This window comes from Flavobacterium sp., from assembly GCF_039595935.1.
Classification (GTDB): Bacteria; Bacteroidota; Bacteroidia; order Flavobacteriales; family Flavobacteriaceae; genus Flavobacterium.
In genome coordinates this window covers 2,985,963-3,007,466 of record NZ_JBCNKR010000006.1, presented here as the reverse complement: position 1 = coordinate 3,007,466, position 21,504 = coordinate 2,985,963, and the positions used below count along the sequence as shown (strand labels likewise).

General features: G+C 36.1%; 23 protein-coding genes. All 23 read left to right on the top strand.

The window, feature by feature from the left end; translation table 11 throughout:
* Window positions 1-3 precede the first annotated feature (3 nt).
* The 23 genes from ABDW27_RS22835 to ABDW27_RS22725 all read left to right on the top strand — a co-directional run bounded on the left by ABDW27_RS22835 (window position 4) and on the right by ABDW27_RS22725 (window position 21,487).
* On the top strand, window positions 4-1,218 hold the full coding sequence (locus tag ABDW27_RS22835; protein ID WP_041515712.1) for an efflux RND transporter periplasmic adaptor subunit: 1,215 nt from the start codon (window positions 4-6) through the stop codon (window positions 1,216-1,218).
* A gap of 18 nt (window positions 1,219-1,236) precedes the next feature.
* Complete coding sequence (locus tag ABDW27_RS22830) at window positions 1,237-1,776, top strand: DUF3347 domain-containing protein (protein ID WP_343698003.1); 540 nt, start codon at window positions 1,237-1,239, stop codon at window positions 1,774-1,776.
* A 178-nt stretch (window positions 1,777-1,954) separates the two neighbouring features.
* Window positions 1,955-4,492: a heavy metal translocating P-type ATPase gene (locus ABDW27_RS22825; protein WP_041515710.1), complete on the top strand. Its 2,538-nt coding sequence runs from the start codon at window positions 1,955-1,957 to the stop codon at window positions 4,490-4,492.
* Between the two features lie 29 nt (window positions 4,493-4,521).
* On the top strand, window positions 4,522-5,766 hold the full coding sequence (locus ABDW27_RS22820; protein ID WP_041515709.1) for a hypothetical protein: 1,245 nt from the start codon (window positions 4,522-4,524) through the stop codon (window positions 5,764-5,766).
* Between the two features lie 11 nt (window positions 5,767-5,777).
* Window positions 5,778-6,650 (top strand): DUF2911 domain-containing protein, encoded by an 873-nt coding sequence (locus ABDW27_RS22815; RefSeq protein WP_041515901.1) that lies wholly within the window; start codon window positions 5,778-5,780, stop codon window positions 6,648-6,650.
* Between the two features lie 155 nt (window positions 6,651-6,805).
* Window positions 6,806-7,294, top strand: a complete 489-nt coding sequence (locus ABDW27_RS22810; protein WP_241687386.1) for a DUF305 domain-containing protein — start codon at window positions 6,806-6,808, stop codon at window positions 7,292-7,294.
* Between the two features lie 28 nt (window positions 7,295-7,322).
* On the top strand, window positions 7,323-9,827 hold the full coding sequence (locus ABDW27_RS22805; protein ID WP_041515707.1) for a multicopper oxidase domain-containing protein: 2,505 nt from the start codon (window positions 7,323-7,325) through the stop codon (window positions 9,825-9,827).
* A 465-nt stretch (window positions 9,828-10,292) separates the two neighbouring features.
* Window positions 10,293-10,625, top strand: a complete 333-nt coding sequence (locus ABDW27_RS22800) for a metalloregulator ArsR/SmtB family transcription factor (protein ID WP_041515706.1) — start codon at window positions 10,293-10,295, stop codon at window positions 10,623-10,625.
* Window positions 10,626-10,636: 11 nt separating this feature from the next.
* Window positions 10,637-11,122 (top strand): GNAT family N-acetyltransferase, encoded by a 486-nt coding sequence (locus ABDW27_RS22795; protein ID WP_223705941.1) that lies wholly within the window; start codon window positions 10,637-10,639, stop codon window positions 11,120-11,122.
* A 33-nt stretch (window positions 11,123-11,155) separates the two neighbouring features.
* On the top strand, window positions 11,156-11,629 hold the full coding sequence (locus ABDW27_RS22790) for a DUF6428 family protein (RefSeq protein WP_041515704.1): 474 nt from the start codon (window positions 11,156-11,158) through the stop codon (window positions 11,627-11,629).
* A gap of 42 nt (window positions 11,630-11,671) precedes the next feature.
* Window positions 11,672-12,286 carry a protein-tyrosine-phosphatase gene (locus ABDW27_RS22785; protein WP_223705942.1) on the top strand — a complete coding sequence of 205 codons (615 nt, stop codon included), beginning with the start codon at window positions 11,672-11,674 and terminating at the stop codon, window positions 12,284-12,286.
* 1 nt (window position 12,287) lies between these two features.
* On the top strand, window positions 12,288-13,373 hold the full coding sequence (gene arsB / locus ABDW27_RS22780) for an ACR3 family arsenite efflux transporter (protein WP_289877171.1): 1,086 nt from the start codon (window positions 12,288-12,290) through the stop codon (window positions 13,371-13,373).
* Window positions 13,374-13,380: 7 nt separating this feature from the next.
* Window positions 13,381-14,115: a metallophosphoesterase family protein gene (locus ABDW27_RS22775; protein ID WP_129053267.1), complete on the top strand. Its 735-nt coding sequence runs from the start codon at window positions 13,381-13,383 to the stop codon at window positions 14,113-14,115.
* 21 nt (window positions 14,116-14,136) lie between these two features.
* A complete protein-coding gene (locus tag ABDW27_RS22770; RefSeq protein WP_072953528.1) occupies window positions 14,137-14,709 on the top strand; it encodes a Crp/Fnr family transcriptional regulator in 573 nt (190 codons plus the stop codon).
* A gap of 73 nt (window positions 14,710-14,782) precedes the next feature.
* Window positions 14,783-15,346, top strand: coding sequence for a hypothetical protein (locus tag ABDW27_RS22765; protein WP_072953530.1), 564 nt, complete (start codon window positions 14,783-14,785; stop codon window positions 15,344-15,346).
* 33 nt (window positions 15,347-15,379) lie between these two features.
* Complete coding sequence (sigZ, locus tag ABDW27_RS22760; RefSeq protein WP_072953532.1) at window positions 15,380-15,943, top strand: RNA polymerase sigma factor SigZ; 564 nt, start codon at window positions 15,380-15,382, stop codon at window positions 15,941-15,943.
* Window positions 15,944-16,072: 129 nt separating this feature from the next.
* Entirely contained in the window at window positions 16,073-16,246 is a 174-nt protein-coding gene (locus tag ABDW27_RS22755) for a hypothetical protein (protein WP_157498527.1), read from the top strand.
* Between the two features lie 133 nt (window positions 16,247-16,379).
* Entirely contained in the window at window positions 16,380-16,754 is a 375-nt protein-coding gene (locus ABDW27_RS22750) for a metalloregulator ArsR/SmtB family transcription factor (RefSeq protein WP_008463711.1), read from the top strand.
* Window positions 16,751-17,350 carry a mercuric transport protein MerTP gene (merTP, locus tag ABDW27_RS22745; protein ID WP_072953533.1) on the top strand — a complete coding sequence of 200 codons (600 nt, stop codon included), beginning with the start codon at window positions 16,751-16,753 and terminating at the stop codon, window positions 17,348-17,350. The genes ABDW27_RS22750 and merTP overlap by 4 nt, the downstream gene beginning before the upstream one ends.
* On the top strand, window positions 17,347-17,553 hold the full coding sequence (locus tag ABDW27_RS22740) for a GDCCVxC domain-containing (seleno)protein (RefSeq protein WP_012025078.1): 207 nt from the start codon (window positions 17,347-17,349) through the stop codon (window positions 17,551-17,553). Before merTP ends, ABDW27_RS22740 begins: the two co-directional genes overlap by 4 nt.
* Before the next feature lie 563 nt (window positions 17,554-18,116).
* On the top strand, window positions 18,117-18,440 hold the full coding sequence (locus ABDW27_RS22735) for a DUF6660 family protein (protein ID WP_343698002.1): 324 nt from the start codon (window positions 18,117-18,119) through the stop codon (window positions 18,438-18,440).
* A 73-nt stretch (window positions 18,441-18,513) separates the two neighbouring features.
* The gene (locus ABDW27_RS22730; RefSeq protein ID WP_343698001.1) at window positions 18,514-20,694 is read left to right on the top strand and encodes a TonB-dependent receptor plug domain-containing protein; all 2,181 of its coding nucleotides are present in this window, start codon (window positions 18,514-18,516) and stop codon (window positions 20,692-20,694) included.
* Between the two features lie 4 nt (window positions 20,695-20,698).
* Window positions 20,699-21,487: a cation diffusion facilitator family transporter gene (locus ABDW27_RS22725; protein ID WP_035691042.1), complete on the top strand. Its 789-nt coding sequence runs from the start codon at window positions 20,699-20,701 to the stop codon at window positions 21,485-21,487.
* Window positions 21,488-21,504: the final 17 nt, after the last annotated feature.

The following is a 21,504-nucleotide window of genomic DNA, read 5'->3' as shown; positions in this document are numbered from 1 at the left end:
GCCATGAACAATAAACTAATAATTCGTACTATTTTGCTCATTGCAATGGTTTTTCCACTTCTATTTACAGCATGTGCCCAAAAAGAAGAAAAAAAAACCAGTCAGGAAAAAGCTCAAACCTATACCTGCCCCATGCATCCGCAAATTGTAAAAGATGGCCCCGGCTCATGCCCGATCTGTGGAATGGATTTAGTGCCTTTCGAAAAAAACAACGCACAGGACTTTCTAACCTTGGGACCCAGCCAGCAGGCACTAGCTAATCTGACTACAATAACTGCTGGGGAAAATGAATTTTCAAATTCTTCTCATCTTAACGGACGTTTGGTTACTGACCCTGAGCAAACTATTTACATTTCAAGTCGTGTGGCAGGAAGGATTGAAGAGTTGTATGTAAAAGAAACTGGTGTTCCCGTTCGAAAAGGCCAGCCTTTGTACAAAATATATTCAGAGCAGCTTTCAGCCCTGCAGCAGGAGTACCTTCTAGCTACGGCGCAGGCTGCAAGCTTTACTGAGGATAAACGATTTGCCCAAATAAAAAATGCTGCAAAACAAAAACTATTATTATATGGACAATCTGAAGCACAGCTTAATGAATTATTAAAAAAACAAAAAGCTTCTCCTTATGTTGTTTATTATGCCCCGGATTCAGGAATAGTTGCAGAACTTTCCATAACAGAAGGCCAATATGTAGCAGAAGGAGGCTCTATTATGAAACTGGAAGATTATACCCGTTTATGGGTCGAAGCTGATGTCTATCCCGCAGATGCTGGTAAAGTTAAAATAGGCCAAAAAGTAAAAGTTATAGTCTCGGGTTATGAAGATCAGCCCCAAACAATGACAGTAGATTTTATAAATCCTGCCCTGCAGACAAGCAAACAGCTCATACAGCTGCGAGGTGCTATTGCCAATCCAAACAAGCAATGGCAGGCAGGTCAACAGGCAATTGTTTTACTGCCTTCATCAGAACAAAAAATGAAATTAACCATACCTGTAGATGCCGTAATAAGAGACGGCAGCGGTACACATGTGTGGATTGAAATTGAAAAAGGCAAATATCAGCCTAGAATGGTGGCTATTGGTTCTGAAACCTTCGATGAAGTCGAAATTACCAGTGGCTTAACAAAAGGTGATATTGTGGTTGCAACTGGCGCCTATCTCTTGTACAGTGAATTTATATTAAAAAAAGGCAAAAACCCAATGTCAGGAATGAAAATGTAATAATTAATCAAGCAAATAATGAAAGAATTAATCAAATCAGGAATCTCCATATTATCAATCTTGTTGCTTATTGCCTGTGGTAATAATGAAAACAAAAAGAAAGAGATTCCACAGAATAAGAAAACGTCAGTCGCAATTACTAAGGAATCCGAAGTAAAGATAAATGATGATCTTTTAAACGCAATTTACAGCCAGTATACTCATTTAACAGTTGCCCTTACTCAAGGTAATATCGCAGAGGCAAAACTGGCAGCTAATGCGATTGAGGCGGGAGCGCAAAAAATCAGCGCCAACAGTAATCTTGTTACAAGTGCTGGGGCAATCGTTTCAGCTCCGGATATTGAAAAGCAGCGAATAGCTTATTCTCAACTAAGTAATGAAATGGTTGGCTTGCTGAAGAAAGCAGGAATGGCTGACGCTGAGCTGTATGTGCACTATTGTCCAATGGCTTTTGATAATAAAGGGGCAGTATGGATTAGTACTACCAAAGAAGTGCGTAACCCTTACTTTGGAGAAAAAATGCTTAAATGTGGTGAGGTGAAAGAAACAATTAAATAATCAGAATCTAAGATTGAAGACGGTTTGTAATTATTTTTTAGTGTTAAACAATTGGTTGAAACAGCTGATGAGAAACAAGCCATTTGAAACAAGTTTAAAATACATATTAGCTTCAAAAAAAAACACTAACTTTCTATATACTAAACAAATAACACATCGTATCTAAAAAAACAACCTTATGACACATACCTATACAATATCAGGAATGACTTGCGATGGATGCCGCACCAAAGTAGAAAAAACATTAAATGCAGTCGAAGGAATAAAGGCAAATGTCACATTAGATCCACCGATGGCAACCATTACGATGGAAAAACATATTGCCACCGAAGAACTTCAAGCCGCATTAACTGCCGTTGGAAAGTACACCATTGAAATGACTCATGCTACTCATTCCCACGAAAAAACAGCTGAGAAATCATGCTGTAGTACTGCTAATGATCATCAACACAACAAGGATCATAAAAAAATAGCGGTACCTCATAATCATGCCGGTGGAAAATACTATTGCCCAATGCATTGTGAAGGTGATAAAATGTATGATAAAGCCGGAGATTGTCCTGTGTGCGGAATGGATTTGATACAAGAGCCAGCAGCTATTCAAGTACAGCAATATACCTGTCCGATGCATTCGGAAGTTATTACCAATGCGCCTGGTTCATGCCCAATTTGTGGAATGGACTTAGTGCCTATGGAGCCAACGGATACAGAGGAGAACAAAGTATATAAGGAGTTGCTGCAAAAAATGAAAATAGCAATACTCTTTACGGTGCCTATCTTTTTTATTGCTATGATAGAGATGATGCATGACAATCCATTATTGAAAATAATGGACGTTCAAAAATGGAATTGGGTTCAGCTGATTTTCTCACTCCCCGTGATGTTTTATGCCGGTTGGATGTTTTTCGTTCGCGGATGGAAATCAATTGTAACTTGGAATTTAAATATGTTTACCCTTATCGCAATTGGTACTGGGGTAGCATTTTTGTTTAGTATTGTTGGAATGTTTTTTCCGGATGTATTTCCGGAGGAGTTTAAATCGGAACACGGAACAATTCATCTTTATTTTGAAGCGGCAACGGTAATTCTTACACTGGTATTACTAGGACAATTGCTTGAAGCAAGAGCGCACAGTCAAACCAGTGGTGCCATAAAAGAATTATTGAAATTAGCACCTACCGAAGCTACTTTGGTTCTTGAAGGAGTCGATAAAATAATCTCAATCCATGATATCAAAAAAGGTGATTTATTACGGGTAAAACCCGGAGACAAAATTCCTGTGGATGGGAAGATAACCGATGGTGAAAGCACAATAGACGAATCGATGATTACCGGCGAACCAATTCCTGTGGATAAAAAAATGGGAGATGCGGTATCATCAGGAACCATCAATGGAAACAGATCATTTGTTATGATTGCCGAAAAAGTAGGTTCGGAAACTTTGCTTTCGCAAATTATACAAATGGTCAATAATGCAAGCCGTTCCAGAGCACCAATACAGAAACTAGCAGATAGTATCGCCAAATATTTTGTGCCGATTGTTGTTGTTATCTCTGTTCTTACTTTTTTCATTTGGGCAAAATTTGGCCCGGAACCGGCAATGGTTTACGGATTTATCAACGCCATTGCCGTATTGATAATTGCTTGTCCATGTGCACTGGGTTTAGCAACACCGATGTCTGTAATGGTAGGGGTTGGTAAAGGAGCACAATCGGGAATTCTCATAAAAAATGCCGAAGCCTTAGAAAATATGAACAAAGTAAATGTTCTGATTACTGATAAAACGGGGACAATTACCGAAGGAAAACCTTCTGTAGAGAAAATTGTTGCTTTCGAGTATTCAGAAGAGGAACTGTTACAATTTATTGCTTCTTTAAATCAATATAGCGAACACCCTTTGGCACAGGCCGTAGTGAAATTTGCAAAAGCGAAAAATGTCTCTTTGACAAAAGTCAATGATTTTGAAAACATCGCAGGTAAAGGAGTGATTGGAACTGCTATTGGTAAGAAGACGGCATTAGGCAATAAAAAATTAATGGAGCAAGCAGGGGCAATTGTTTCTGCTGTCATAGAAGAGAAAATTATTGCCGAGCAAAAATTAGGAAAGACGGTTTCTTACATCGCTGTAGATAAAAACGTGGTGGGATTTGTAACGATAACCGATGCCATAAAAGAAACCAGTGCTGCTGCTATAAAAGAATTAATGCGTCAAGGAGTTGAAGTAATCATGCTTACGGGAGATAATATAAATACTGCCAAGGCTGTTGCCGACGAATTGCATTTGACTTCTTTTCAAGCAGGCTGTTTACCAGAGGATAAATTAAAAGTAATCGAGAAATTACAAGCTGAAGGAAAAATTGTTGCTATGGCGGGTGACGGTATAAATGATGCGCCGGCTTTGGCACAATCGGATATCGGAATTGCGATGGGAACAGGAACAGATGTTGCAATAGAAAGTGCCAAGATTACATTGGTAAAAGGAGATTTGCAAGGAATTGTAAAAGCTAAAAACCTGAGCCATGCTGTAATGAGCAATATAAAACAAAATCTCTTCTTTGCTTTTATATACAACGTATTAGGGGTTCCTGTTGCAGCTGGAGTTTTATATCCGTTTTTCGGAATATTACTTTCTCCTATGATTGCTGCCCTGGCAATGAGCTTTAGTTCTGTATCTGTTATTGTCAATGCATTGCGATTAAGAAGTTTAAAACTCTAAAGAATAAATAATTTACTATACAAACAAAGATGACCAATCTAGGACAAATTATTCTGCAGTATAAAATTGATAACGAAAGTGTCTACAATACCTGGTTTATATATAACGATCAACGATTAAAGGCATTTCGCACTATAAGACGCGGTGTTCTGCAAGTCATTGAGGATATTAAAAGCAAAACCTTTCCTAATGATTTCAAAGAAAGCAGCCTAGAATTTGTACTGAGCTGCATTGCTGAACAAAAACAAGTCTTTGCCGGAGTTTCACATCCGTTTTACTGGAAACCCAAATTACGCATTCCAGATATCTATGAAAATCAAAACAATAAATTGGCTTTTGGTCAGTTTCTTGAAAATTGTATCAATGCCAAGTCTGAAGAACAGGTTGTAAAAGAAATCATAAGACTCGATGAATTAAAAATTAAAGGCTTAGGGCCAGCGGTTGCCAGTATTCTATATTTCATACACCCAACCTGGTTCCCACCATTCAACACTGCTATTCTAAATGGTTTTAATTTTCTTTTTAAAGACAAAAAAAAATTGGGAAGCTGGACAGAATATCTTAAAATAAGAGAAGTTTTAATGGAAACTAACAGTTTGCATAAATCTCAGCTCTCAAATGATTTGGGTGCCATCGCTGGATTGTGTTTTGAAATTGGAACTCAGAAAATGCTAATAGGCAATGATGAATATTTAAGCGAAGTAGAACGTGCAAGATTCGAAAAAAACGTACACAAACGTCAGAAAGAAATACTTGACGAAAAACTAGAAGAAAATCTGCATAGTGAAATGCAGTACCATTTATTAAAAATTGGAGTTTCATTGGGTTTCGATGTTACTCCGGCAAGCAATGATAAAAGCAAATCGTTTGATGGGCAGAATTTCTCCTTTATTTCACTTGGAAAATTCCCTGAGCTGCCTACTGACAAGGACACTCAAAATACCATCAAGTTAATTGATGTGTTGTGGTTCGAAAAAGGCACAAACAAAATTATAGGAGCCTTTGAAGTAGAAAAGAGCACTAGTATCTATTCGGGCATACTACGGTTGTCTGACCTATATTTTACTATTTCAAACGGACAGGAAGTTTTTTATATTATAATTCCAAATAATCGGGAAAAGGATTTAGTCCTTCAACTCAATAGACCTGTTATAAAAAACTCTAAAATGAATATTAAGTATATCCTGTTTTCTGAACTAAGAGCCAATTGTGATGCTATATGCAAATTTGGCAGCGACCATTCGATAATGGAAAAAATATCAAAATCAATTTAAAATTAAAAACTATGAAAAAAATAATTCTGCTAAGCTTCATTATTATGCAATCGTTATCAATTTCTGCACAAGAAAAAATTCAAATTAAACTTACCCCTGCAAGTCCCTCTGCATCATTTCAACAAGAAATCGGAAGTTCTACAGTCAAAATATCCTATAGCAGACCCTTAGTAAGAGGGCGAAAAATATTTGGCGAATTAGTGCCTTTTGGTAAACTCTGGCGAACAGGCGCCAGCGATTGTACGACCATAAGTACTAATGAAGATATTGCTTTTGGAAACAATATTTTAAGAGAAGGAACTTATTCTGTATTCTCAATTCCTTCAGAAAATGAGTGGACTATAATTATCAATAGTGATATTACTTTACATGGCGAAACTGGTTATGATGAGAAAAAAGATGTTATGCGTTTTACCGTTCCCACAGAAAAAACGATTGGTTTTTATGAAACTTTTACCATTGAATTAAATGACATCAACAGTAAAGGAGAAGGCTTCCTTAAAATAGAATGGGAAAACACAATGGTTAAAATACCTATGAAAAGCAAAGCTGACAAAGAAATTTTAGCCCTAATTGACAAATATATTATTAAAGAAAAAAGTCAAAATGCTACTTTATTGTTTCAGGCAGCAAATTATTATTCAGCCACGTGCAGAGCAAACAACCAAGCAGTATCGTGGTTAGCTGAAGCTGAAAAATTAGATCCTGAAAATTTTTATTATCCGACTTTAAGACAGAAAATCTCAGTAGAACTCAAGGATTATCCCAATGCCATCGAGGCTGCAAAAAAAGCCCTTGCAATTGCAGAACAGAAAAAAATGAAAGGCACGGAAAAATTAAAAAACCAGCTTGAAGAGTTACAATTATTACTTAAAAGCAAATAAATATTAAGCTATTACAATATCACATTGAAAAATACAAGCGCAGAAAAAATCCCCGCCACTTAAGCTAATGCTGTATTATATTATAGTGCCATTAGATTTGTTTTGGAGGAAAATTTATTAATCTAAATAACTTTTAAAGGAAAAAAATCATGAAAATGGAACACACAACACAGCAGCATTCAAAAGAGAAAAACCCAAAAATGTACAAAAAATTAGCATTTATGATCGTATTGTCATTTATTGCTATGTACATCCTAATGTACTCGATGGTAGATGTTTTTGCTAATGTCATTCCCAATGTAAATCAATTTTACATGGCAGGACTAATGACTATGCCGATGCTCATAATTGAGATTATTGTAATGGGCAGTATGTATATGAATAAAAAGTGGAACATGGCATTACTTGCCATAGGCGGCCTTGCTGCAATTATTTTTTTTTCCTGCATCAGACTGCAAGCGGCTGTTGACGATAAAGAGTTCTTAAAATCAATGATTCCACACCATGCAGCGGCAATCCTCATGGCCAAAGAGGCTTCCCTTCAAGATCCAGAAATAAGTCAGCTTGCACAAGACATTATAAAAGCACAAGAAGCTGAAATTGCGCAGATGAAAGCCAAGTTGGGTGAAATGAAAAAAAAATAACAGAACAATATTCTATAAAAATAGCAATATGAAAAATATACTTACAATACTAGTTTTTATCATGCTTCCTGTCCTAATTTATGCTCAGGATATGAAAACAATGGAAATGGATAAAAAGCCTTCGAAAGAAGAGTCAAATCCCACTACGTATACTTGTCCAATGCATCCCGAAATTCATGAAGCCAAACCAGGAAACTGCCCCAAGTGCGGTATGAAACTAGTTCCGGAAAAGTCAGACAAGCAAACAAAAACAGCAGAAAATAAAGCCACCAAGCAAACTGACCAAGGTAATAAGACACTTCAGGACGGCAATAGTAGTTCTATTTCTCAGAAAAGAGCTGAAGAAAATACTTCGCCACCGCGTGTAGTCCGATATGACCTGTATATAAGAGACACAATTGTAAATTTTACAGGAAAAGCAAAAAGGGCCATTGCCGTTAACGGACAAATACCTATGCCTACTTTGACCTTTACAGAAGGAGATACTGCGGAAATCTATGTTCACAATGAGCTGGATGAAGATACTTCCTTGCATTGGCATGGCTTATTCTTACCCAATCAATATGATGGTGTGCCAAATCTAACTCAAATGCCAATTAAACCCCATACGACGCATCTGTATACTTTTCCCATTATTCAGCATGGCACACACTGGTATCATAGCCATACGGAACTTCAGGAACAGATAGGCATGTACGGTTCGTTCATTATGAATAAAAGGACAGATGATCCGACCTTTCGCAAGGGAATCGATGATTTGCCTTCCGTTCCCATAATACTAAGTGAATGGACAGATATGAAACCTGAAAATGTACATCGATTACTGCACAATGCATCAGACTGGTTTGCTATTAAAAAGGGCACTACACAAAGTTATGCAGAAGCTATAAAACAGGGGTATTTCAGCGACAAAATAAAAAATGAATGGAAGCGAATGAATGCCATGGATGTCAGTGATGTTTATTACGACAAATTTTTAATCAATGGGAAAAATGAAAATCAGCTTTCCCAATTTAAAGCAGGTGATAAGGTCCGATTACGGGTTTCCAATGGAGGTGCATCAACCTACTTTTGGTTAACCTATGCCGGTGGGAAAATTACGGTTGTGGCAAATGATGGGAATGACGTAGAACCCGTTGAGGTTGATCGACTAATTATTGCAGTTTCTGAAACCTATGACATAGTTGTTACTATTCCAGCTGATAAAACAGCTTATGAATTTTTAGCAACACCCGAAGACCGAACAAAATCTACGTCCCTTTACATCGGAAGCGGAATTAAGCAATTAGTAGCTCCTTTGCCAAAACTTAAATATTTCGAAGGAATGAAAATGATGAACGGCATGATGAAAATGAATGGCGATCTGGATGACATGGGAATGAGCATGAGCCTTAATAAGATGGATATGAATGTAGTAATGTATCCTGAGATTACAGGTGAAACAAAGCCTAAAACCAGTACAAAGATGGAAGGAATGAAAATGGATGCTGAGCAATATAATGCCAATGCACTTTCGGATATTACAACACTAAATTATGCAATGCTTAAATCACCTACAAAAACTACGCTTCCCGAAAATGCCCCTGTTAAAGAACTAAAATTTGAACTTACGGGGAATATGAATCGATATGTATGGAGTCTGGACAATAAGGTGGTTTCAGAAGCTGATAAAATATTAATTAAAAAAGGTGAAAATGTACGTATAATTTTGCATAATAATTCTATGATGCGCCATCCAATGCACTTGCATGGACATGATTTCAGGGTTCTTAATGGACAAGGAGAATATGCACCATTAAAAAATGTGATTGATATAATGCCTATGGAAACCGATACTTTGGAATTTAATGCCAATGTTGATGGAGACTGGTTTTTTCACTGCCATATTTTATATCATATGATGAGCGGAATGGGCAGGGTTTTTACTTATGAAAATCAGCCGGCCAATCCTGAAATACCAAACCCAAAACTAGCACAGCGAAAACTTTTTGCCGACGACAGAAAATTCCACTTTATGGCAGAAAATGATTTTGCCACCAATGGAAATGACGGTGAAGCAATGTATCAAAGTACACGCTGGAGCATTGGAACCGAATGGAGGTTAGGATACAATGACATGCATGGTTATGAAACAGAAACACATATTGGTCGATATATTGGAAAAATGCAATGGTTAATGCCTTTTATAGGATTTGACTGGAGATATAGAAGAATGGGAGAAGATATACAAGAAAATAATCTTTTTGGACAAACCAATACTAAGGATAAACGTGCAGTGGTAAGTCTAGGGGTTAACTACATCCTACCTATGTTAATAGTAGCACAAGCTGAAGTTTTTACCGATGGTAAAGTCAGATTACAATTTGAACGTAAAGACATTCCCGTTTCTAAACGGCTTAGAATGAATTTGATGTGGAATACAGACAAGGAATATATGGCAGGACTACGCTATATAATTACCAGATGGGGTTCTTTGTCTTCACACTATGACAGTGATATGGGCTTTGGTGCAGGATTTATTTTAAATTACTAGCTTATAAGTACAATAGTAAATTATTGTAAGACCAAATTCTAGAATTAAGATTAATCGGTTAATATTGAAGGATATCAATTTTTTTAAATTGTCTTTCATTTGAACGGTGTGGAAGTCCATTCAAATTAATGATCGAAATTGAACCAGTATGAAAATCTAATAATACCAATTTTAAATTTAAAATTGGTATTATTAATAACAAATAACTGCAAATGCTGAACATCTTTCTAATTATGGGTTGTTCAGTTTGTATTGTATTTATATAATATCAGCTAACGATAAACCATGTAATTATTGCTTTATACATTGGTTTGATAAAACTAGCATTCGGGTAACAAACAATATTATAAAACCATATGCATCGAATCTTTTTCTTAGCCGATGCCTTCATCTTCATAAAAATAAATCTTTATATTTTTTTTTATTTAAATTATTATCGTAATATTGCAATATAAATATAAAACGATGGGAGCAACAAAAACAGATCACTTTACAGAAAGCCAGAACGAGCTGGCTGTTTTAGCAAAAGCATTAGGCCATCCTGCGCGTATTGCTATTATGGAATATTTATTAAAAGTGGATGCTTGCATCTGCGGAGATATTGTAAACGAACTTCCCCTTTCACAGCCGACCGTTTCACAGCATTTGAAAGAATTGAAAAATGCGGGACTGATTAAAGGAAGCATCGAAGGAAATTCTATCTGCTACTGCATCAACGAACCTGGACTTGAAAAGATAAAAGGTTTCTTTGAGCATATATCAGATCATTTGGCAAAAAAGCGAAGTGAATGCTGCTAATCTATAAAAATATGGAAATCAGAAAACTTTCGGATAAACACTGGGATCAGGTAAAAATAATTTACCAAAAAGGGATAGATACCGGCAATGCCACTTTCCAGACCAGCGCCCCTTCATGGGAAGACTGGGACCAGTCACATCTTAAGTCATGCCGGGTTGTGATGCAGGAAGATGGCAAGGTAATTGGCTGGGCTGCCCTTACACCTGTTTCTTCACGCTGCGTTTATGCGGGGGTTGCAGAGGTGAGCGTATATGTGGATCCAGCACATTCAGGAAAAGGAGTCGGGCTTACCCTTTTAAATGAACTTGTCCGACAGAGCGAAACAGAAGGAATCTGGACGCTTCAGGCAGGAATCTTTCCTGAGAATACAGCAAGTCTCCGCATCCATGAAAAAGCAGGCTTCCGAATACTTGGAACAAGAGAAAAAATCGGAAAACAGAATGGTATCTGGAGAAATACTGCGCTTCTTGAAAGAAGAAGCTCCGTTATTAATTAATAAAAAATATAGTTTAACTAAATATAAAAAATTATGAAACTTTCAGAAATTAAAGAAGTGCTTAAAACAGTGGAAGCTGTAAATTTTGAATTGCCGGACGGCACATTTGTACCAGAATATTTTCACGTAACTGAAGTAGGCTTGGTTACCAAAAACTTCATCGACTGCGGAGGAACAGTAAGAAAAGAAACAGTTGTAAACTTCCAGCTTTGGGATGCCAACGACTACGAGCACAGGCTTAAACCTCAGAAACTGATCCACATCATTGAGCTTTCAGAAAAAGTCTTGGGAATTGAAGACAATGAAATTGAAGTGGAGTACCAGAACACTACAATCGGGAAATACGATTTGGATTTTAACGGCAAAAACTTCACTCTGCTTAATAAACAGACAGCCTGCTTAGCTCAGGAGCAGTGCGGTATTCCATCTGATAAGCCTAAAGTAAAATTATCTCAGCTAAATACTGATAATGTTTCTTCATGCACTCCGGGCGGAGGATGCTGCTAATCATTAAACAGATAATCAATAAACCTTTACAGCCAAAAAACTATGTTATATCCACAAATTGAGAATACCGTTAAATCATTTGATTTTAAGCAGATCTCTGAAGATCGCAAAGCAGTCCTGCAGCCATTAATCGACTTCATTCAGACCAAAGTGGACAGTAAGCTGGAAACCAGACTAAACCTGATCTGCACGCATAATTCCAGAAGAAGCCACTTATCGCAGGTTTGGGCGCAGACTGCCGCCGCCTATTACGGCATCAAAAACGTTTCATGCTATTCAGGAGGAACCGAGGCTACTGCCCTTTTCCCGATGGCAGCGGAGACTTTGAAGGATTCAGGATTCAACATCAAAACCCTTTCAGAGGGTTCAAACCCCGTTTATTCAATAAAATATTCAGCTGACGAACTTCCTGTTATCGGTTTTTCCAAAACCTATGATGATGATTTCAATCCTGAAAGCGGATTTGCCGCAATAATGACCTGTTCGCAGGCTGACGGTGGATGCCCGTTTATAGCAGGCGCTGAGAAAAGAATCCCGATCACTTTTGAAGATCCAAAAATTTCCGACGGAACGCCTCAGCAGAAAGAAACTTATCTGGAGCGCAGTCTGCAGATTGGAACTGAAATGTTTTACATATTCTCACAAATAAAAAAATAAAATGTCAGCAAATAACTGTGCACCAGCTGTCGGACGCAAAAAGTTAAGCTTCCTTGACCGCTTCTTGACCCTTTGGATTTTCCTTGCTATGGCTATAGGCGTGGCTATAGGATACTTTATTCCTTCCAGCGGAGATTTCATCAATTCTTTCTCCAGCGGAACAACAAACATTCCATTGGCAATAGGACTTATCCTGATGATGTACCCGCCACTGGCAAAAGTAAAATACGAACAGATGGGACAGGTTTTCAAGAACACTAAAGTCTTGGGCGCCTCTTTATTCCTGAACTGGATTGTAGGCCCTGTCTTGATGTTTTTGTTGGCGCTCCTGTTTTTAAGCGGATATCCTGAATACATGATCGGGGTGATCCTGATTGGCCTGGCACGTTGTATCGCAATGGTTGTGGTATGGAACGATCTGGCAGACGGACACCGCGAATATGCTGCAGGACTAATTGCCCTAAACAGTATTTTTCAGGTACTGCTTTATAGTGTATACGCTTACATTTTTATAACCATTCTACCTCCCTATTTTGGATATGATGGTTTTGAAGTCAATATCATCATTGCACAGATTGCCGAGAGTGTGGGTATCTATCTAGGTATTCCATTTGCTCTGGGAATCATAAGCCGCTATGCTTTGATAGCTTTAAAAGGCTCTGAATGGTTTGAGGATAAGTACGTGCCGTTTATCTCACCGATTACTCTTATTTCACTGCTCTTTACGATCATTGTAATGTTCAGCCTGAAAGGGGAACTTATTGTTCAAATCCCGATGGATGTCGTGCGTATTGCAATACCGCTTGTCATATACTTTACTTTAATGTTTGTCATCAGCTTTTTTACAGGAAAATATTTTGGGGCTGACTATTCAAAGGCTACATCTATTGCGTTTACAGCCACCGGCAATAATTTTGAATTGGCTATTGCCGTGGCAATTGGAGTATTCGGAATAAACAGCGGACAGGCATTTGCAGGTGTTATTGGTCCTTTGGTAGAAGTACCTGCTCTTATAGCACTGGTAAACCTTGCATTTTGGTTTAGAAAAAAGTATTTTACAAAACAACTGCCTGCAGAAACTGCTTAAAAGAAATATGAGAATTGCAATAATATCGGATATACATGCGAACTTCCCCGCATTGGAGCAGACCCTAAAAAGTATTGAAGAGCAGAATATTGATGCCGTTTACTGCTTAGGAGATTTAGTAGGCTACAATTTATGCCCCAATGCCGTGATCAATGAGATTCGTAAAAAGCATATCCCTACCCTTGCAGGAAATCACGATGTCAAAGCTGTCGAGATACATAATGACGGTTCAAATGACATTCAAAGCTACGCATATCAGATTGTGGGCAAAGAGCAGATCAAATATCTTTCTGCTCTTCCTGCCCATATTAAACTTGAATACCAGACGGCCAGCAGACTTATAAAAATTTTGATGGTCCATGGGAGTCCTTACAGCAACAGGGAATATTTGCTTGAGGATAAAAATGAGAAAGATTTTACCGACATCTTTCTTGATTCCAATACGGACATTCTTATCTGCGGACATTCTCATCTGCCGTATCATCGCATATTGGAAAATCCAAATAAAAAAGGCACTTATTTTCACGCCATTAATGCAGGGTCGGTTGGAAAACCTAAAGATAGAAATCCACACTGCTGTTATGCTGTGATAACAATTGAAAAAAGCAGCAATATTTCCAAAAAAGACGGCATTAAAGTAGAATTCATAAGAGTTCCGTATGATATTGAAAAAGCAGCCCGCGCTATTGAAGAGAGTCCTCTTCCGGACATTTACGCCTTTATGCTTAGAAAAGCATATTAATGTATTGAAATAAAACCTGCTATGGAAAGTTTTAAATTATTTTTAAAGAGCATTGTCCCTCTAAGCGATCAGGAATTTGAAAAGTACAGTCAGTATTTCAAAACAAGGACATTAGCCCGAAACAGTTATTTTGCAGAGATCGGCAAAACCTCTCATGAAGCGGCTTTTATTAAAAAAGGTTTGCTAAGGACATATTACATAAATGAAAAATCCGAAGAAGTGACTTCCTGCTTCTGTGCAGAAAATAATCTGACAGCTTCATATAAAAGCTTTATTTCGCAGCAGCATTCGGAACTTTCCATTCAGGCAGTGGAAGATACGGAACTTATAACAATCAGTTACAATGACCTGCAGAATCTCTATCAAAAGAGCCCTCTCTGGCAGAATATCGGAAGGACAATTGCCGAACGGCAGTATATGGTAATGGAACAGTATGCCAGTGTTTTGTGCAATGAAACTGCAAAGGAAAAATACATGCGCATGCTTAAGGAACAGCCTGCTGTTGTAAACAAGGCTTCAGTAAATGATATTGCAAGCTATCTTGGAATAACACGCAGGACGCTGAGCAGGATCAGAAAAGAAATTAGTCTGTAAATTCGAGGACATTTGTCCTTTTTGCTAATTATACTTTCCAATAGTTTTGCTTTTATAATCAATCAAAAATAAAATGGAAACAGCAATTATCATTTCATCCTTCTTTCTTGTCCTATTTGCGGTCTTGGCCTTATATGACGGCTTTTATCTGCATATTTTCAAATACCAGCTTCACGATCGAGAAGAAAGTAAAACCGAGCACATTACCCATACTTTGAGAGCTGTCTTCTTTCCGGCAATCCTTTATTTTCTGTTCTTGAAACAGGATAATCATACTAGTTTTGTAATAGGCTTGACCATTGTCATTCTGGATATACTGGTTCTCGGTTACGATGCTTTTATAGAAAAAGACAGCAGGCAGTTTATGGGAGGGCTTCCCCGCTGGGAATACATTGTCCATTTATTTGTAAATGGTTTTCATTTTGCGTCAATTGCAGTTTATCTCTCCATCAGGTTTACTTTTCAAAATGGGGAAATTATGATTTACAATATAAATCAATCTCCAGGATTCTTTAATCTGTTAATTGTAAATCTTTTGCCGGGAGCTATCCTAATGGCAATTCTTCATCTTTTCTTATGCATTCCAAAAACGGCCAACTTATGGAATAATTTCAGAAGTAAAATCAATTGTTGTTAATCCATCTTATTGCATAAGCAGAAGATAAATTTTATGAATTTGGAAATAAATACTATTCACAATCAGTTTTATATCATCTTGGGCAGATATATAAAGGCTCGTATAAATGATACCGACGATGCATCCGATGTTTTGCAGGAAGTTTTTATAAAGATAAACGAGAATTTAGGATCACTTACCGACGAAGGCAAACTAAAAAGCTGGATTTTCACAATCACAAGAAATTCCATTATTGATTATTACCGAAAAGATTCCAATCATAAGAAATCAGAGCTGACCGAATGTATGATGCAAAAGATTATGCATGAAACAGATTTTGATACTTCGGAAAGTCTGGACTGCTGTTTAATAAAATTCATTGAGCGGCTGCCGGAAGACTATCGGGACATTATCATGGATAGCGAAATACATGGAATTAAACAGAAAGACTTAACAGAAAAATACAGCCTTGCCTACCCTTCCATCCGTTCTAGAGTGCAAAGAGGCAGATCCAAATTAAAGGAAATGCTTCTGGATTGCTGCAGTATTGAATTAGACCGCCGTGGAAATATTATGAACGTTACCTCTAAAAAATCATGCAGCGGAGGAAAATGCTGATAACACCGAATCATTTTTGAAAACTTCATATATAGAAAATTCAGGCTGTTAAAAAAAAAAAATCAGCAAAGCCTGCATCATTTTTAGATTAGTGCGTCTTAAGTAGTATTAATCATTAAAATTAAAATTATGAAAAACAAAATGTACATTACTCTTGCAGCATTGGTATTGTCTGCTGGAAGTATCTTCGCTTATGCGAACTTATCAAAAACTGATGCAAAGAAAAACTGCACTGAAAAATGTTCTACGCATTGCTGTAGTGACGATTCGGGAACTTGTGCTCCGAAAGATTGCAAAAAGTAATATTTCGCTTTACTGTTTAAAAGACAACTCAAAAAGTTGTCTTTTTTTATGGGCAGGAATCATTCAAAATTTTAATTCAATTATTTTGTATTTTAGCATTTGCTTAAATAAGCAAAAAGTATAAATTTGCATTATGGAAGATATAATTTGTATACGACAGCAAGCAGATATTAAACAAATAATCCGCTGTAAAGACAGAGTATCAGAACTCAATACCTCATTTGACTATTTATCAAGTGGGCTTGAATTGGCTGGCAATAATGTGAGATTAAGAATTCTCTTTTTACTTTATGAAGAAAAACAGCTCTGTGTCTGTGACATAAGTGATATTCTTGAAATGAGTATTTCTGCAATTTCACAGCACTTACGGAAACTAAAAGACAGAAAACTTATTGAAACTAAACGGGAAGCGCAGACCATTTTCTATTCATTGACAAAGGAATATGAAAAAATGCTGAAACCTTTCTTCGAAATTTTAGCACAAAATGAAATTTTAGAAAAAATATGAAAACAGAGAATAAAATGATCGGAGCCGGATTTTTCACAGCATTAGCTGCTTCATTGTGCTGCATTACTCCCATATTAGCATTAGTTGCCGGAACAAGCGGGATTGCTTCTGCTTTTTCATGGCTTGAACCAATGAGGCCTTATTTCATCGGCCTGACTGTTATAATTATTGGTTTATCTTGGTATCAAAAGCTGAAAACTAAAAAGCTGATAGACTGTAACTGCGATAGAGAAGAAAATCCGAAATTCGTTAATTCAAAAATGTTTTTAGGAATAATTACAGTAATTGCAGCCCTCATGCTTTCGTTTCCTTACTACTCAAGCATTTTTTATCCAAATACAGAAAAGAAAGTCTTGGTCGTGAAAAAGACCAGCACTCAAAAAGCTGAGTTTAGAATAAGCGGAATGACTTGTGCCAGCTGTGAAAAACACGTGAATCACGAAGTGAATAAATTGATTGGAATAATAAATTCAAATGTAAATTATACTAATGGTAACGCAATTGTAGAATTTGATAATTCCAAAACTACTATTAATGAAATTGAAAAAGCAATAAATTCAACAGGCTATACAGTAACTAACAAAAAATTAAAATGAAAATCGTTCTACAATCAATAATAACCTGCCCCCTTTGCTCCCACAGTAAAGAAGAAACTATGCCAACTGATGCATGCCAATTTTTTTACGAATGTGAGAACTGCAAACAAACTCTTAAACCAAATCAAGGTGATTGCTGTGTATATTGCAGTTATGGAACTGTGCCATGTCCACCAATTCAGCAAGATAAAAAATGTTGCTAAATTGAATAATTTCTAATGGACAATAGATTATCATATACAAATTTTGATTATAAAATTTTAAGAATAATAATTTAAATTTACTGATGACATTTTTTTTCGCTCTCTTCAACTTAAATCTATAAGTTATTATGACAGAAATCACATCTATTACTGAATTAACGATTTTTAACATTTAACCCTTACGATACATACAAACCGCTTATCAACAAACTTTTAAAATAATTATCTTACAAATTCACTTGAAAATAAGCTAATTTCTTTAAATCGTTCATAAAATGATTTGTAAATTGTGAACTAAACGTCACTTCTTAAAAAAACGTTAATTCCGAGGAATTAGCGTTTTTTTTATGCTTTTAAATTGTATTTAACCAGACTTTTACCTATAAATATATATGGTTTGAATATTTTAAAAGGTGACTTGACAGAATACAAACCACTTTAATCCTTGTTATATAAGACTAGCACAATAATTTTATATTTATATTAACAAAAAAACAGAAAACTTAGCCGAAAGAAAAACAATTACATGAAATTACTAAGTAAAATATTTATAATTTTGACGCGTGAAAATATGGGTAACAATATTATCGTTCATTGTACTGTTTCTTTCGACAGTACCTTGCTCTGCGTTTGCTAAACACTCTGAGTGTAGAGTGGAAAAAAACTGCAAGGGTGAGTATCATGACTGCGGTGATGAATGCAATGGAAAATGTTCGCCATTTTATTCCTGTGGAACCTGTATTGGTTTTACAATAAACTTTAATTCTTCAATTATTACCGAAAAATTAGAATTCACAATTGAAGAAGCTTCACAGACACTATCATACTATAAATTTGTCGATTCTTCTTTCATCTGCAAAATCTGGCAGCCTCCTAAAATTTCTTAATAAAATACCGCTTTTACCTGCTTAACTTCAATTAAGCGGGCTTATCACCTTTATTAACATTAAGAAATCACAAATGTTTAAATATATTTTATTGATTGTGGCAATAGCATCTATTGGCACTGTACAGGCACAGAATAAAATCACATTCCATATAAAAAATACATCAACCAATGAACCTGTAAAAGGTGCTTCAGCTAAAATTGAAGAAACCAATGAAGTTTTGTCATCAGATAATAATGGTAACATCATTATCGAAAACCTTAAAAATGGAGACTACACATTATCGATCTCAATAGAGGGTTATGCTCCCAATAAAACACTTTTTAAAGTGCCTGCAGCTGTCAATTTTATAGAAATTGCATTGCAAAGTGAAATGGAAGAAGAAGCCGAAGAAATGAAAGAAATAGTGGTAACTTCTACAAGAGGTACAAGAACAATCAGCAATATTCCAACCAGAGTTGAGTTTATAGCAGGAGAAGAACTTGAAGAAAAAGCAAATATGAAACCGGGGGATATCCGTATGATGCTTAATGAAAGTACCGGAATCCAGACCCAGCATACTTCAGCTACTTCTGGAAATTCTTCAATCAGAATTCAGGGACTAGACGGACGATATACACAAATCTTAAAAGATGGTTTTCCTGTATACTCAGGTGCATCAAGCGGACTGGGATTGCTGCAGACTCCTCCGTTAGATTTAAAACAGGTTGAGATAATTAAAGGTTCTGCCTCTACCCTTTACGGAGGTGGTGCAATTGCAGGTTTGGTTAATCTTGTATCTAAAACCCCTACCGAAGAAAGAGAATTGCGATTTCTAATTAATGGGACTTCCGCTCTTGGTTTGAATATTAATGGTTTTTATTCCCAGCAGTTTGATAAAATTGGATTGACTGTTTTTGCATCTCATGACCGAAACGCTCCTTATGACCCTGCTGATATACAGCTTACTGCGATTCCAAAATTCGAACGCTTTAATTTTAATCCAAAACTTTTTGTCAATTTTAATGAAAACACTAAACTAAATTTTGGCATTAATACAGTTTTTGAAAATCGTATCGGCGGGAATATTGACTATATAAAAGACGAAAATAAATACCCTGACAGTTATTTCGAAAAAAATAAAACGCAGAGAATAAGCACTCAGTTCACCCTTACTCATAAATTTAATGATCAGGAATCTATTACCATTAAAAACAGTTTTAATAATTTCAGCCGCATTATAACTATTCCTGACTATATTTTTGATGGCCTGCAGAACAGTACTTTCTCAGAAATCAGCTATTCTAAAAATGGAGAAATTGCAGAATGGGTTGCTGGTGGAAATTTATATACTGACAAGTTTACTGAAAACAGCCAGACAGCTTTTCCATTAAGAAACTATAATCAGATCACTTATGGTGCTTTTGTTCAGAATACCGTCAAAGCTAAAGAATGGCTGGATATCGAGACTGGTCTTCGAGGTGATTATGTTGTTGATTACGGATTCTCATTATTACCTAGAATCTCAGCTTTATTTAAAATTAATTCCAAACTTACTTCACGACTTGGTGGCGGTTTAGGCTACAAAACACCAACTATTTTTACCGAAGAAAGCGAGCGTATTCAATATCAAAATGTACTCCCTATTAATAGTGATTTCAATAAACTTGAAAAAAGTTACGGACTTAACTTTGATGTGAATTATAAAACTAAAATTACCGAAGATATTTCATTATCATTGAATCAATTATTCTTTTATACAAATGTTGATAATCCACTGATTTTAACTTCGCTTCCTAATGACCTTTACCAATTTGTAAATATTAATGGATATTTAGATACAAAAGGAACAGAAACAAATGTGAAATTAGGCTATAAAGATTTTAAACTATTTGTTGGGTACACTTTTACTGATGCTTCGATAGACAACAATGGCATAAAATCTCAAAATCCTTTAACTGCTAAACACAGATTAAATAATGTTTTGATGTATGAAGTCGAAGATAAATGGAAAGCTGGTTTAGAAGCTTATTATTACAGTCCTCAAAAGTTAAGTGATGGTACAACTGGAAGGGAATATTGGATTTTCGGCTTCATGGTAGAAAAGCTTTGGGAAAATTTTTCAATTTTTGCCAATTTTGAAAATTTTACTGATACCAGACAGACAAAATTTGGAAGTATCTACACAGGACCAATTTCAAATCCTGTTTTCAAAGATATTTATGCACCGTTAGACGGATTTGTTGTAAATGCAGGTATTAAGATTAAAATATAGTCTTATGAAAAAAAGTATATATAATATAAGAAAAATGGATTGTCCCAGTGAGGAACAATTAATACGAATGAAGCTCGCTGGTTTAGAACAAATCAAACAGCTTGATTTTGACATTGCAAACAGAAGATTAAAGATCTATCATACGGACGACGACACTCTTATAACAAATGCAATTGATACTCTTAATCTGGACAGCACTCTGCTGGCATCAGAACATACATCAGAACATGTAGAGACAAACAGTGACTCACAGCAAAGTAAGTTATTATGGCAGGTTCTCATTGTAAACTTTTCATTCTTTCTAATAGAGATAATTACAGGTTTTATATCCAATTCGATGGGATTGGTTGCCGACAGTTTGGATATGTTCGCCGATAGCATTGTATATGGTTTAGCTCTGTTTGCTGTCGGGAGCACAGCTTCAAGAAAAGGAAGTGTAGCAAAAATAAGTGGTTATTTTCAGATTGGTCTTGCAGTTTTGGGACTTATTGAAGTTTTAAGAAGATTTGTAGACTCAGACCATATTCCTGCATACGGAACTATGATAATAGTTTCATTATTTGCACTTGTAGGTAATTCGTTATGCCTTTACCTGCTTCAAAAATCTAAAAGTAAAGAGGCACATATGGAAGCTAGTATGATTTTTACTTCGAATGATATTGTAATTAATATGGGAGTCATAATTGCTGGTATATTAGTATACTTTACTAATTCAATGGTACCCGATCTTATTATTGGTGTTTGTGTGTTTTTCATAGTCGCTAGAGGAGCATTAAAAATATTACAGTTATGATATTTGGTAATTTAAAA